The organism is Vibrio sp. MMH1-50, assembly GCF_022347645.1.
GTDB classification, from domain to species: Bacteria; Pseudomonadota; Gammaproteobacteria; order Enterobacterales; family Vibrionaceae; genus Vibrio; species Vibrio harveyi.
The window spans coordinates 24,979-39,489 of record NZ_JAKRGG010000001.1 but is presented as its reverse complement, the minus strand read 5'-3'; the positions used below and the strand labels follow the sequence as shown (position 1 = coordinate 39,489).

The 14,511-nt window shown below is 46.5% G+C and carries 12 protein-coding genes; 4 read left to right on the top strand and 8 right to left on the bottom strand.

The window, feature by feature from the left end:
- Positions 1-12: 12 nt before the first annotated feature.
- From gspG to gspC, 5 genes are read right to left on the bottom strand one after another with little or no spacing between them, the layout of a single operon-like run.
- Positions 13-456 (bottom strand): type II secretion system major pseudopilin GspG, encoded by a 444-nt coding sequence (gspG, locus tag MHO32_RS00155; protein WP_005434493.1) that lies wholly within the window; start codon positions 454-456, stop codon positions 13-15.
- Between the two features lie 60 nt (positions 457-516).
- A complete protein-coding gene (gene gspF, locus MHO32_RS00150) occupies positions 517-1,737 on the bottom strand; it encodes a type II secretion system inner membrane protein GspF (protein ID WP_038897937.1) in 1,221 nt (406 codons plus the stop codon).
- Positions 1,737-3,239, bottom strand: coding sequence for a type II secretion system ATPase GspE (gene gspE, locus MHO32_RS00145; RefSeq protein WP_005448500.1), 1,503 nt, complete (start codon positions 3,237-3,239; stop codon positions 1,737-1,739). The genes gspF and gspE overlap by 1 nt, the downstream gene beginning before the upstream one ends.
- Positions 3,232-5,265, bottom strand: a complete 2,034-nt coding sequence (gene gspD, locus MHO32_RS00140; protein ID WP_239210475.1) for a type II secretion system secretin GspD — start codon at positions 5,263-5,265, stop codon at positions 3,232-3,234. The genes gspE and gspD overlap by 8 nt, the downstream gene beginning before the upstream one ends.
- A 36-nt stretch (positions 5,266-5,301) precedes the next feature.
- Positions 5,302-6,225 carry a type II secretion system protein GspC gene (gene gspC / locus MHO32_RS00135; RefSeq protein ID WP_239210474.1) on the bottom strand — a complete coding sequence of 308 codons (924 nt, stop codon included), beginning with the start codon at positions 6,223-6,225 and terminating at the stop codon, positions 5,302-5,304.
- A 256-nt stretch (positions 6,226-6,481) separates the two neighbouring features.
- Between gspC and hslR the strand changes: the two genes are divergently transcribed.
- The 4 genes from hslR (at position 6,482) to MHO32_RS00115 (ending at position 12,125) form a co-directional block, all read left to right on the top strand.
- The gene (gene hslR, locus MHO32_RS00130) at positions 6,482-6,868 is read left to right on the top strand and encodes a ribosome-associated heat shock protein Hsp15 (RefSeq protein ID WP_005448506.1); all 387 of its coding nucleotides are present in this window, start codon (positions 6,482-6,484) and stop codon (positions 6,866-6,868) included.
- A gap of 31 nt (positions 6,869-6,899) precedes the next feature.
- A complete protein-coding gene (gene hslO / locus MHO32_RS00125; RefSeq protein ID WP_005448509.1) occupies positions 6,900-7,775 on the top strand; it encodes an Hsp33 family molecular chaperone HslO in 876 nt (291 codons plus the stop codon).
- A 337-nt stretch (positions 7,776-8,112) separates the two neighbouring features.
- Positions 8,113-9,741 carry a phosphoenolpyruvate carboxykinase (ATP) gene (gene pckA / locus MHO32_RS00120; protein WP_005448514.1) on the top strand — a complete coding sequence of 543 codons (1,629 nt, stop codon included), beginning with the start codon at positions 8,113-8,115 and terminating at the stop codon, positions 9,739-9,741.
- Between the two features lie 164 nt (positions 9,742-9,905).
- The gene (locus MHO32_RS00115) at positions 9,906-12,125 is read left to right on the top strand and encodes an AsmA family protein (RefSeq protein WP_239210473.1); all 2,220 of its coding nucleotides are present in this window, start codon (positions 9,906-9,908) and stop codon (positions 12,123-12,125) included.
- Here the strand turns inward: MHO32_RS00115 and MHO32_RS00110 are convergent.
- The 3 genes from MHO32_RS00110 to MHO32_RS00100 form a co-directional block, all read right to left on the bottom strand.
- Entirely contained in the window at positions 12,111-13,028 is a 918-nt protein-coding gene (locus MHO32_RS00110; protein WP_005448516.1) for a bifunctional GNAT family N-acetyltransferase/hotdog fold thioesterase, read from the bottom strand. The genes MHO32_RS00115 and MHO32_RS00110 overlap by 15 nt on opposite strands.
- A gap of 108 nt (positions 13,029-13,136) precedes the next feature.
- Positions 13,137-13,571: a D-aminoacyl-tRNA deacylase gene (dtd, locus tag MHO32_RS00105; RefSeq protein WP_005434513.1), complete on the bottom strand. Its 435-nt coding sequence runs from the start codon at positions 13,569-13,571 to the stop codon at positions 13,137-13,139.
- A complete protein-coding gene (locus MHO32_RS00100; protein ID WP_005448517.1) occupies positions 13,543-14,487 on the bottom strand; it encodes a virulence factor BrkB family protein in 945 nt (314 codons plus the stop codon). Before MHO32_RS00100 ends, dtd begins: the two co-directional genes overlap by 29 nt.
- Between the last annotated feature and the right edge of the window lie 24 nt (positions 14,488-14,511).

Here is a 14,511-nt window from a genome sequence, read left to right as displayed (position 1 = left end):
TTAAGCGAGGGCTTATTGGAAATCTTGCATGTTCCAGTTGCCGATATCTGCAGCCGGACCTTCGCCACCTTCTTGACCATCAGCGCCTAGAGTAAAGATATCAATCGTGCCATTGTCACCAGGGCTTAGGTACTGGTACTCGTTGCCCCATGGGTCAGATGGTAGACGCTTGATGTAACCACCGTCACGGTAGTTACGTGGCTCTGGGTTAGAAGGCTTATTCACCAATGCATCTAGACCTTGGTCTGTCGTTGGGTAAACGCTGTTATCCAGCTTGTACATGTCCAACGCGTTTTCCAATGCCACGATGTCTGTGATCGCCTTTTGTTGGTCTGCTTTTTCTTTGTTACCTAGTAGGTTAGGAACAACAACACTCGCCAAAATACCTAGAATAACAACAACAACCATTACTTCTAATAGAGTGAAGCCTTGTTGCTTACTGCGCTTAAATTTCATTATTTTCTCCGAAAGTTAGATTCAAGCCGTGCCATCAATAGACACGACTTAACTCGAATTTTATCCGCTCATCAAGTTATTCATTTCCAACATTGGCATCAATGTCGCCATTACGATGAAAAGAACGAGACCAGCCATCAGTGCAATTAACACTGGAGTGAAAATCCCCAAAGCGATATTCACTGTAGATTCAAAGTTTTGGTCTTGGTTGTCAGCCGCGCGGGTTAGCATGCTCTCTAGTTCACCACTCTGCTCACCACTAGAAATCATGTGCAACATCATTGGTGGAAACAAGCGAGTTTGATCCAACGCTTTGCGCAGACTTGCACCTTCACGTACGTTGTCAGCCGCCACTAAGACCTGTTGTTTCACGTATCGGTTTGACATAACGTCCACCGCGACGCGCATACCTTCAAGAATAGGAATCGCACTTGAAGTACAAATCGATAACGTGCGTGCAAATCGAGACGTATTAAGACCTCGAGAGATTTTGCCTAGCAAAGGCAGACTGAGGATTTTTCTGTCCCATGCTAAACGGAAGTTGGGTCTTTGCAGTGCGAGCTTCAAGCCATAGAAAAACACCACCAACACAACAAAGATGATTAAACCCCATTCTTGGACAAATTCACTGGCTGACAACAATACTTGCGTCGACTGTGGTAGCTCTTGCCCCATTTGAATGATTGGTTCGATGATTTTCGGCACCACTGAAGAAAGCAGTAACGACACGATACCCACCGCAAACACCACAAGTACCACAGGGTAAATCATGGCTTGAAGCAGTTTATTACGCATCTTCTGGCGGTTTTCTACGTATTCCGCTAATCGCTCCAATACCGCATCTAAGTGACCGGATTTTTCACCAGCAGCCACCATAGAACGAAATAGCTCATCAAACACATGTGGGTAATCACCCAAACTGTCTGCCAGCGGATAACCCTCAGTCACTTTTGAGCGCACTGCTGCGATCATCGAACGAATACGCGGCTTTTCAGCTTGCTCAGAAACAGCTTTTAAACACTCTTCCAAGGGCATACCAGATTGTACAAGCGTTGATAGCTGACGCGTAATCAAGGCAAGTTCTGCGGTTTTGATACCACGTTTGAAGCCAACCGAACCACCTGAAGACTTAGCGGCTTTCGCTTTGGCTTCCATCACCTCAACAGGGATCATGCCCTGCTCTTTTAGGCGTTGGCGCACCTGACGGGCGTTATCCCCTTCAATAGTGCCTTTCTTTTGTTTGCCTCTCGCATCCAGCGCTTTGTATTCAAATGCTGCCATTACGCTTCCTTGGTCACTCGCATGACTTCTTCAAGAGAAGTGATACCACGGTGAACCTTACTTAAACCATCACTACGAATACTTGGTGTGTGTGCACGTACGGCTTTCTCAATTTCTTGCTCACCCGCTTCACTGTGGATCAGCTCTTGAACCTTCTCATCCACCATCAGCAGTTCATGAATACCAGTACGTCCACGGTAACCTTTCTGGTTACACACTTCACAACCTTTAGCACGATGCAAAGTCAATGATTCGTGTTCTTCTAAACCAAACAGCTTCTTCTGTTCTTTATCCGCTTCGTATGGTTCTTTACAGTCAGAACAAAGTGTACGAACTAGGCGCTGAGCTAGCACGCCCAATAGCGAAGAAGAAATCAGGAATGGTTCGATACCCATATCGCGCAGACGCGTGATTGCGCCAACTGCGGTATTGGTGTGTAGCGTTGACATTACTAAGTGACCAGTCAAAGACGCTTGTACGGCAATCTGTGCGGTTTCTAAGTCACGGATCTCACCGACCATCACGACGTCTGGGTCTTGACGAAGAATCGCACGCAAACCACGCGCAAAAGTCATGTCGACCTTCGGGTTCACTTGCGTTTGACCGATGCCATCGATATCAAATTCAATCGGGTCTTCAACGGTAAGAATGTTGCGCTCGTTGCTGTTGATCTCTTGTAAGCCAGCATACAAGGTGGTCGACTTACCCGAGCCTGTCGGACCGGTCACCAATATGATGCCATGAGGACGACCAATCAAATGACGGAAGTTATCATGCACAGACGGCGTCATACCTAAGCTGTGTAGATCAAGACGAGTCGCGTTCTTATCCAACAGACGCATTACGACACGTTCACCATGTGATGAAGGCATGGTCGATACACGCACGTCTACTGCACGACCACCAATACGCAGCGAAATACGACCATCTTGAGGTACGCGTTTTTCTGCAATATCAAGCTTCGCCATTACCTTCACACGAGAAACCAGCAAAGGAGCGAGCTTACGGCTTGGGGTTAAGACTTCACGCAATACACCATCAACACGGAAACGAATCGAAAGGGTTTTCTCAAACGTCTCGATATGGATATCCGACGCCCCTTCTTTGATCGCTTCACCAAGCATGGCGTTAATCAATTTGATGATTGGTGCATCATCTTCAGACTCCAACAAGTCTTCATCGTGCGGCAATTCTTCCGCTAAAGAGAAGAAGTCATCACTGTCTGCACCAATGTCTTCCATCAACTGACGAGCTTCCGAAGAGTCTCGCTGATAAGCTTCAGTGAGCTTTTTGTCGAACGCTTCTTTATCCATCGCTTGAGGGATAAAGTTTTGTTTTAGAACTCGGCGTACTTCAACGAGAGCCGCAGGATTGAGCGGCTCTACGTAATACAGAATTGGAGGGCGCTCAGGGTGCTCCGTCTCCAATACCAGTTTAAAGCGGTTGGCAAAACTGAATGGCAGACGGCGCATACTTGGCGCAGTGTCTAACATATCAACCATTATTCTTTACCATCTGATCGATGAAGGCTTGGATTTCAGCAGGGTGCTTACGTTCTTGACCAAATTCAGGCATCACTGGAACTTTTGAGTCATCCATCAGTTTCAAACCTTCTTGCGCTTTGTATAGCTGCTCAGCACGGATGAAGTTGTACTTACGCTGCGTAATGCCATCGGCCGTCATACCATCACGGATAATGGTCGGCTTGATGAACACCATCAAGTTACGCTTTACTGTTTGTGTGCTGGTTGATTTAAACAGATGACCAAGTACTGGGATATCACCCAGCAGTGGCACTTTAGACTCGCTTTCTTGTGCCTGCTCATCAACTAGACCACCAAGAACCAGCATTTGACCGTCTTGAATGATTACTGAGGTGTTTAGTTGGCGCTTACCAAAACGTACGTCAATTGCACCATTTGGGCTCAATACGTTAGAAACTTCTTGTTCAATGTTCAGTTGAACAGAGTCACCTTCGTTGATCTGAGGAACCACTTTCAGTTTGATACCCACTTCCTTACGCTCCACTGTTTGGAATGGGTTGTCATTATTTGAGCCTGCAGTAGAACCAGTAATTACTGGCACTTCCTCACCAACAATGAATGACGCTTCACCGTTATCCATTACAGTAATGCTTGGAGAGGATAGAATGTTTGAGTTTGAGTCCGATGACACTGCCGTAATCAGTGCTGTCCAGTCACCCATCATGATGCTCATTGCAGCACCGTTAACACCACCAAGAGCGGATGCTAGGGTCGAATAGTCACCTTCTTCGGTGTACTCCCGAGTTTCAAACTTATTGCTGTCACTGTTCCAGTAACTTTCTGTTTTAGTGACGTCTTTCGCTTCTTCCAGACCAACCATCACCTGACCAATCGGTGCACCAGTGTTGCCGTATTGGATAACCGCACCCGTTTCCAACGAGCCCCATTGAACGCCAAGGTTAATACCGTCCCCCTCAGACATATCGACAATCAGCGCTTCAATCAATACTTGCGCACGACGGATATCCAACTGAGAAATCACGTCCTGCAGTGCCATCATGATATCTGGCGGAGCCGTCAGTACGAGCGAGTTAGTTGCCTCATGAGCTGCAATCACCACTTCACCACGTTTTGCAGAAGATGAACCACCTTTTTGACCTGCTTGCTTCTCAGCCTGTAGGTTGTCAGAGACACCTTTTAGTACATCAACTAGGTCTTCTGCTTTAGCGTACTTGAGGTACACCACGCGGTTGTTACCTTTAGTCGCCATTTCGACATCAAGTTGACGAATCAAACGCTTCAGACGAGCACGTACTTTTGGGTCACCAGAAATCAGGATTGAGTTGGTACGCTCATCCGCTACGATTTTTGGTTCTAGGAATTCAGGTGTGCTTTTTTGGTTCGTCGTTTTGTTCAGGGCATCAACGATACGAACCATTTCAGAAGCAGATGCATTACGCAGCTCAACCACTTCGATCTCTTTGTCACCCGCTTGGTCAACACGCTTGATGATTTCAGCAAGGCGGTTAACTACCGCAGCACGACCTGTGATCAAAATGATGTTAGCAGGGTCATAGTGCACGACGTTACCCGCGCCCGCATTATCGATAAGTTGACGCAGTAGCGGCGATAACTCACGAACCGATACGTTACGCACCGCTACCACACGTGTAATCACGCTGTCGCCTTGCGCACTGTCATCGCCCAAAACTGGAATCGCAGAGGTTTTTGAATCTTTCGCCTTGATGACTTTCAGTACGCCGTTGTCCATTTCCACAACAGCATAGCCATACACCTCAAGAACGTTGAGGAAGAAGCTATAGTATTGCTTTTCGTTAAGAACGTCGTAGCTGCGTACGTCGATTTTGCCGCGTACCGATGGGTCAACGATGATGGTCTTCTCTAGGTTACGACCAACAATGTTGATGAATTCTTGAATGTCTGTGCCTTTGAAGCTAGCACTAAACTCGTTCGCCATCGCACCCGGTGCGCAGAGTAGTGTACCTGCTAGTAACCAAGCACTTTTGCTAAACCAATGTTTCACGTATGTCTCCCTGAACTTACGCTGGTTGCCTAAGTATTACAATTGGATATAGATGTCGTACTGTTGGCCATCACGCTCAACAGTCAAATTCAATTCTTGCGGATCGTTCATCACTTGCATCAGTTCTACTGAAGATGATGGATCACTTAAATCGATCCCGTTTAATTGCACCGCAATATCACCAGCTTTTAGACCGACATCATTAAACAGTGCCGCATCACGTCCTGGTGAAACGCGATAGCCGACAATCCCTCCGTCTTTCTTAACCGGAGAAATGTTGATGTACTTGAATACGCTTTGCGGATCTTTAGCAATTTCCGCGCGGATTTGATCAACCTTTTCACTCACTGCGGATGAGTTATTTGCTTTTTGAGCTTTGGGTTGATTAACCGGTCGACTTTCAGACAGTTTGCTGTACTCAATGCCTTGTAGCATCAAGGTTTCGTCTCGACCTTGGTTGTCAATGATCACGCGATCGACCAATACCGCTTTTAATTCTGCTCGTGTGCCGTCAATTTCTTCGCCAATACCATATGTCGCTTGCTTACCTCGATTGGCAATAACCGCCAAACTCGTTTTTGCGTTGCTGCTCGCAACTGCACCAACAAGTGTTAGGTTTAAGCGGGTTTTAGGCGCATCTTGCACGACAGGTTGTTCTATTACGACCGGCTTTTGCTCAGTGTACTTCCCGAACAAATTGGCATTTTGGAGGGCGCTAAAATCAATCGCGTCTTTTTTACTCGTTGACGCAACAGCACTTGCTGACGGCTTCCATTGAGCCACATCAGAAGTTTGAGGCATTGCTAGCCACACCACTTTGCCAAGTATCCAACCCGTCATTGCTATAAATAGACAAGTAAGAAGCACACTAAGTTTCGCTTGAATGGTGTGATTGTTGGACTTAATCTGAGCCAGTAGCGGGCTGCTTGCTAATCCTGCACTTAGCTCTAAACGCTTCACTGAATTGATTCCTTTATTCTTACGTCCGTCGACCTTAAGTATAAGTCAAAGAATGTCGACCCTATCTTGCTAAAATTGCAATAAAATTACTACTCAACAAAGAGCAGTGAACTATATCACAAGTTCCTTTTCATACCTTTTTCTTATGCCGTTTTTGCCAACTCCCTTGAAAAAAAACAGCCTTGGCACCATCTGTAGGTGAATAATCCACCAGTCACTGCGCCATTAATGCAGTGATTAGATTGCACAGAGTTCTATGAGTTCCGTAAATGAAGCCGTAAGGCTAGATAAATGGCTGTGGGCTGCCAGATTCTATAAAACCCGCTCTATCGCTCGTAATATGGTCGATGGCGGTAAAGTCCACTATAATGGGCAACGAAGCAAACCAAGTAAAATCGTTGAATTGGGTGCTGAGATTCGCCTTCGTCAAGGTAACGAAGAGAAGACGGTGATCATCGAGAAAATCTCTGATCAACGCCGAGGCGCACCTATCGCTCAAACGCTATATCGCGAGACTGAATCAAGCATCAGCCAACGTGAAGAGCATGCGATGCAGCGCAAACTCAACGCCCACAACCCAAGTCCGGAACGCCGCCCAGATAAGAAGCAGCGCCGCGACATCATCAAGTTCAAACACCAATAAAAGCCGGAATTACCGACGAGGAAAGCACTCCATGGCAAATAATGTTTTAAACCGCTACCTATTCGAAGATCTTTCAGTACGTGGCGAGTTGGTTCAATTGGATGAAGCATACCAACGTATTATCTCCAGCAAGGAATATCCGGCAGCACTGCAAAAACTGTTGGGTGAGCTACTCGTTTCAACCACTCTTTTAACTGCAACTTTGAAGTTCGAAGGCTCAATCACTATCCAACTACAAGGTGATGGTCCTGTATCACTAGCTGTCATTAACGGCGACCACGATCAGAAGATCCGCGGCGTTGCACGTTGGGAAGGCGACATTGCTGAAGACGCAAGCCTGCACGACATGATGGGTAAAGGCTACCTGGTGATCACCATCGAACCTAAAAAAGGCGAACGCTACCAAGGCGTGGTTGGTCTAGAAGGTGAAACGCTAGCTGACGTTATCGAAGGTTACTTCGCAAACTCAGAACAGCTAAAAACACGTCTTTGGATCCGCACTGGTGAACATGAGGGCAAAAAGCACGCAGCAGGTATGATGATTCAGGTAATGCCAGATGGTACGGGTACACCTGAAGACTTTGAGCACCTAGAGCAACTGACTGCGACAGTGAAAAACGAAGAGCTGTTCACACTACCTGCAAATGAACTGCTTTACCGTCTATACAACCAAGATTCTGTTCGCCTATACGAACCGCAACCGGTGGAATTCCACTGTGGTTGTTCTCGTGAGCGTAGCGGTGCAGCGATCATTACTGTTGATAAAACTGAAATTTATGACATTTTAGCCGAAGAAGGATCAATTTCTTTACATTGTGATTACTGCGGCACGTCATACACGTTCGACGAACCTGAAATTACCGAACTGTATACGCAGGCAACTTCAGACAATAAAACCGTGCATTAATTTTCATAGCTTAACAAGCATGTAATTTACCCTTCAAAAGGCCAGCGCAACGCTGGCCTTTTTGTGATCAAACCCTCGTATAACTTGGCTTTCCACGTAATAAAGCAACCGCTTAATTTTAAATAATTAATAATTCTTTTGCCCTAGCGCAAAGGTTTGCGCCCACGATAAACTATTCGCACCAATATGTGACGGGTTACCTAAAACCACATTGAAATCATGGATAATTTTTGAACTATATCCCTGTTTTCTCCCCGCCCCGTTGCTAGCATGGTGAGCAGATAAAAATTAAAACATTCTTACAAAATCCCTACAAAAATCCTTATAAGGAGCACCTATGACCGTTATGGAACATACAAAGGCTGCAACACTTGATCTAACCAAACACGGACTGCATAACGTTAAAGAGGTTGTTCGCAACCCAAGCTACGAAATGCTGTTTGAGGAAGAGACCCGTGCTGACCTAACAGGTTATGAACGTGGTGTGGTTACAGAACTCGGCGCGGTTGCCGTAGACACTGGTATCTTTACTGGTCGCTCACCAAAAGATAAGTACATTGTTAAAGATGCAACGACAGAAGAGCACATGTGGTGGACTTCTGACGCAGTGAAAAACGACAACAAACCAATCAACAAAGAAGTATGGGACGACCTAAAAGAGCTAGTGACCAACCAGCTTTCAGGTAAGCGTCTATTTGTGATTGACGGTTATTGTGGTGCAAACCCAGACACTCGTTTGAGCATTCGAGTGATCACAGAAGTTGCATGGCAAGCACACTTCGTGAAAAACATGTTCATCCGTCCAACAGAAGAAGAGTTGGCAACGTTTGAACCTGATTTCGTCGTAATGAACGGCGCGAAATGCACGAACGAGAAGTGGGAAGAGCACGGTTTGAACTCTGAAAACTTCACCGTATTCAACCTAACAGAGCGCACTCAGTTGATCGGCGGTACTTGGTACGGCGGCGAAATGAAGAAAGGTATGTTCGCCATGATGAACTACTTCCTTCCGCTGAAAGACATCGCATCAATGCACTGTAGTGCAAATATGGGTGAAGAAGGCGATGTAGCAATCTTCTTCGGTCTGTCTGGCACAGGTAAAACTACCCTATCTACTGATCCTAAACGTGCACTAATTGGTGATGACGAGCATGGTTGGGATGACGACGGCGTATTCAACTTCGAAGGCGGCTGTTACGCGAAGACCATCAAGCTATCTAAAGAAGCTGAGCCTGATATCTACAATGCTATCCGCCGTGATGCGCTATTAGAGAACGTAACGGTTCGTAGCGATGGTTCTATCGACTTTGATGATGGTTCTAAGACTGAAAACACTCGTGTGTCTTACCCACTGCATCACATCGACAATATCGTTAAACCAGTATCGAAAGGCGGTCACGCAAACAAAGTGATCTTCCTATCGGCTGATGCGTTCGGCGTACTTCCTCCGGTTTCTAAACTGACACCTGAGCAAACGAAGTACCACTTCCTATCTGGCTTCACCGCTAAGCTGGCTGGTACTGAGCGTGGCATCACGGAGCCGACGCCAACGTTCTCAGCATGTTTTGGTGCAGCATTCCTAACTCTACACCCAACTAAGTACGCAGAAGTGCTAGTGAAACGCATGGAAGCAGCAGGTGCAGAAGCTTACCTAGTGAACACAGGCTGGAACGGCAGCGGCAAGCGTATCTCTATCCAAGATACACGCGGCATCATCGATGCAATCCTTGATGGCTCAATTGAAGATGCGAAGACTAAGCATATTCCTATCTTCAACCTAGAAGTGCCTACTTCACTTCCTGGCGTGGACCCAAGCATCCTTGACCCACGTGATACCTACGTTGACCCACTACAATGGGAAAGCAAAGCAAAAGACTTGGCAGAGCGCTTCATCAACAACTTTGATAAGTACACTGACAACGCAGAAGGTAAATCACTAGTGGCTGCAGGTCCTCAACTCGACTAGACCACTCGCTAACTCTTCGTGACTTAGCTACAAAAATAATCGTCAAGCCCCTCTTTTGAGGGGCTTTTTATTGAATCTGCCTCAAGATTGATACAAGCTTAAACCTATCTTAGTAAGTCGAGACTCTTACACTTACTTCATATTACTTACAGGTTTTGGCAGGGATGAAAACAGCAGTTCGAATTCTACTTCTTATACTCATAGTGACGATTGCAATTCCGGTTGTCTTTGTGGGGATGCTGACCACCTCTTATTCTCGCCAAACATGGAATCTATTTTCTGATCTAGTCGACCTACCGCTGCATGCAGATAACGTGCAATACGAATTTCCTTATCACCTCACCCTCAATGGAGTGGCGACAAAACAAAAAAACTTGCCGTTCATTGAGCAAGTCGATCTATGGCTGAACCCCGATGTTCGTCGTGACGGAAATTGGATTGTCGACAGTCTGTTGATTGATGGTCTGAACCTGCAACACGGCACACCAACATTGCCGACGCTCAACAATGTTTATTTCCATCAAATCGCGTTAAAGAACATCGATTACGCAGATGATGCATTCAGCATTAATGGCTTGAATGTACAGATCCAAAACCCAATTTGGTCGAGCGATGCTCAGCAAATACCTTATGGTGAGGTTCAACTTTCGGCTGATCAATTGTATTGGAATGGCGAAGCTTTCGATAAGTTGCTTATAGACTTGGATTACAAAGCCCAAGACAGCACGCTTTACGGCGCTTCATTTAACTGGCGTGGCAGTGAAGTCTCAGGACAAGGCGAACAGTACCCACAAGGCTGGTCACTGGTGAATGTGACCCTTGATAAGCTGAAAATCGATAACCTACAGTTGCAATCTTTACTCGCTAAACCATGGCAAGCGTTGCCAATTAATATCAACCATATCAACAGCCTCGATCTCCTGAATGCAGATATTGAGTACGGAGATTGGCATTGGCACAACCTTGAGTTATCAGTAGAAAACGCCTCTCTGCCACTGTCATTTTGGAAAACAACAGCACAGGTTTCTTTGCAAGCTGACAGCGCCAGTTTCCAAGACCAAACCGCAGTTGAGCCTCGTTTGAACGCCCAACTCAAGCCAGAGTCAATCCAACTACAAGAGCTAAGCTTTGATTGGCAGCAAGGTAGTGTGCAGGTATCTGGTGAGTTCGAGCCACAGCATTGGAAAATCAACAGCGCAACCATCAATGGATTGAAATGGGCTATCCAACCTGACGATAAGACCGACTGGTGGCAAATCGCCACAGAAAGGCTCCAGCAAGTCGATGTGAAGCAGTTAGAGATTGAACGCACCCAAGTTATCCAGTTATCTAAACAACCTTACTGGCAGCTTTCTGGTTTGAATTTGGAAGGTGACCAGCTCGAAGTAAAACACCGCAATGGTCACTGGGGAATTTGGAACGGTAAGCTTGATGCTAGCGTGGTAAACGCAAGTTACGATCAAGTAATCACATCACACGCAGCCATTTCTACACAGAGTGACAATGGCTTGTGGCAACTGACACGTTTGTTTGCACCGTTAGAGCAAGGCTATATCGAAGGCTTAGGACAAATCGATCTCAGCACCACCAGTCAACCTTGGGCGTTGAGCCTCAACGCCGATGGGATTCCCTTGCAATTGCTTCACCCCTATTTGCCAACGGTGCTCGCGGTCAATGGCTTCTCAGATCTAAGTCTCGACTTAAAAGGCTTAGCCGGCGATCAAAACATGCTTGCTTACAGCTTATCGGGCGAAGTGGAAGCCAACTTACGTGATACCACCTTAAAGTCACAAGCGGATGATTCACTCACAGCGATCACTTTGAGCCCTTTGCGTTTGGCAGCTCAACGTGGTGCTGTTGAGCTTCAACCGGTGACCATTTCAGGCGAAGCCATCTCGGGCAATCTGTCTGGTGAGTTTGATATGGCGAACAACCCGTTAAGTGGCGTGATTTACCAACTCCAAGAAGCATGTGGTTCGATCCAAGGTGATGTGCTAAGTGGCGAAGTCAGAACAAATGAATGCACAAATACATCAAAACAGACTGAATCAGTAAAACCAGCAGAATCAGAACAGAGCTCGTCAAAAACAACAAGCCGCACCAGTATTGATCCCATCAACTTAGAACAATATGAGGAAGAGTTAAGTGAGGTTGTAGAGGAAGAACAAGAATCAGCCGTAGCGCCGCATTCAGAAGAGCAACTTATCTCAGAACAAAAAGACGTAACTAAAAATTCAAGCCTTGAAGCGCAGACCTCAGAAGAAAAGGTCTCCGAAGAACGTGCCAATCAAGCAACAGATAAAACCAAGACAGAACTAGGCGCATCAGAAAACCAAGATGCGCCACAAGAAGCACCAGCGCCTAATAATCTAACAGCTGAGTAGCTTAGAGTAATTTGGCAGCAGCATGTATGTGCCTACAAAATCCACGGCAGGCACATCTCCACTGTAAATCACTACGTGGATAACGATACGCGCTTTACGACCTGAAGCAAGTCTATCCAAGTCACCACTGATACCATCTAACGACGTGCTCGCGACTGGGTTCTCTTCAACAGGATGGCGATAACGAATCGAGCTATCCGCCAACACAATATCACCGTGCAAACCGCGCTCTTTCATCAACAGCCACGTCATGCCCCAGCCAGTTAGCGTTGCTAGGGTAAACGCAGAACCGGCAAACATGGTGTTGTGCGGGTTCAGGTTTGGATTGAGCTGCGCACTGCATTCAAACTGATAGCCAGTGTACTGGTTAATTTTGATCCCCATTTTGTCTGCAATCGGGATCTGCGCTTCCCAACGCTGTTGCAGCTCGGTACACCAATCAGGACGACGTAGCACATCCGCCATTGGGTCAAGCTGTTTAACCATTTGTTGGTGACGCACGGGACCACGTTCATCGGTCAGCTCACCGCGACGCTCAAAACCATTCTTCTCATAGAAGGCAATCGCATCTTCACGGGCATTACACACCAGACGCTTCGCCCCTTCTTGTCGAGCTAACGACTCAAGCGCCACCAGCACTAATGAGCCCATGCCTTTACTACGACGGTTATTCTTCACCGCCATATAGCGGATCTGACCATCGTTATCTGGGGTAATGTACAAACGACCAATCGCCATCGGACGACCACGACTGTCGGTAATCATGCGGTGATGGCTCATGCCATCGTACTCATCACGCTCGGAGCCTACAGGCATACGCCAAGGTTCGCGCAGCAACTGCCAACGAAATTGATAGTACTTGTTGAGCTGATTTTCTGTTTTTGGAGTTATGAGTTTGAACATATCAATCCTTTGAAAGTACAAATCAAATGAAAGCCTTAGGAGAAAATACCCAAGCAAATTCAATTTACTTGGGCTTAAAGCTTAGACCATGATGTTGTGGTTGCCAGATTAGACCTGTAGCCAAAAAGTCACTGGACCGTCATTAATTAATGACACTTTCATATCTGCCGCGAAGCGACCGCGTTGTGTTGGCAGTTCTTGCTCACACAAGTCCGAGAAGTAGTCATACAGACGTTCTGCATCCGCAGGGTGCGCGCCACGAGAAAAGCCTGCGCGAGTGCCTTTTTTGGTATCCGCTGGTAACGTAAATTGAGACACCACCAAAACCTTACCGTTCACTTGTTTGACGTTAAGGTTCATTTTACCTTCATCGTCTTCAAACACACGATACGTGGTTACGCGCTCCATCAAACGTTTTGCTTTTGCTTCATCATCGTCCTTCTCTACACCAAGTAGGACAAGTAGACCTTGGTCGATTTCACCGACAACTTCACCGTCTACACGAACGGCGGCTTCACTGACTCGTTGAATTAGCGCTATCACGACTCTCGCTTCCTTCATCTGTTAATTGCAATTCAGCGGTCGAGTGTATCATTTCTAGGTCGTCACTCCAGTGCTCTCTTTCCCCCAGAGCTGCAGTCACTTCTGCGCCAATCAATACGATCAGCCAGCACAGATACACCCACACAAACAGGATCGGAATCGCAGCGAGCGCACCGTAAATCAGCTGATATGACGGGAATTGAGTAATGTAGAAAGCAAAGCCTTTCTTACTCAGTTCAAACAGCACAGCGGCAATGGCGGCACCAACCGCACCATGGGATAGATAAACCTTTTTGTTTGGCACTAAGAAGTACAACCCCATGAACGCAAAGAAGGACAACAGTAAAGGTAACCAACGTAAAAACAGGTTGTAAGCGCCCGATAAGGTTTCGTTTTCAATCAGCTTTAGCGATGTCACGTAGGAGGTCGCTGCAATACTCGCGCCGACTAGAATCGGACCAAGGGTCAACACCATCCAATACATGGAGAAAGAAAACACAGGACGACGTTTATCTTTCACTCGCCAAATGTAGTTTAAGTTCTTGTCGATATTCGAAATCAGCATCAAAGCGGCAACAAACAAGAACGCACCACCTACGGCGGTCATCTTGCCTGTGTTTGAGACAAACTCTTGCAACGCAACTCTGACTGCATCACCAGAAGCAGGGACAAAGTTATCAATGATGTAACCTTGCAAGGTTTCGCCCACATTCTCAAATACCGGAAACTTCGACAATATCGACAGCAATACCGTCAACATCGGCACAATAGACAACAAAGTGATGTAAGCTAAATAGCCTGCATTAACGTTGACGCGATCGTGCGTCATACGCTTGAGCAAATATTTGAAAAACGCGACGCTCCCCGGCACGAGCTTGCTCAATCTCACCTTGTAACTCTCTGATAACTGGTTCATAGTTCATCCCATAAATTAGCGTCG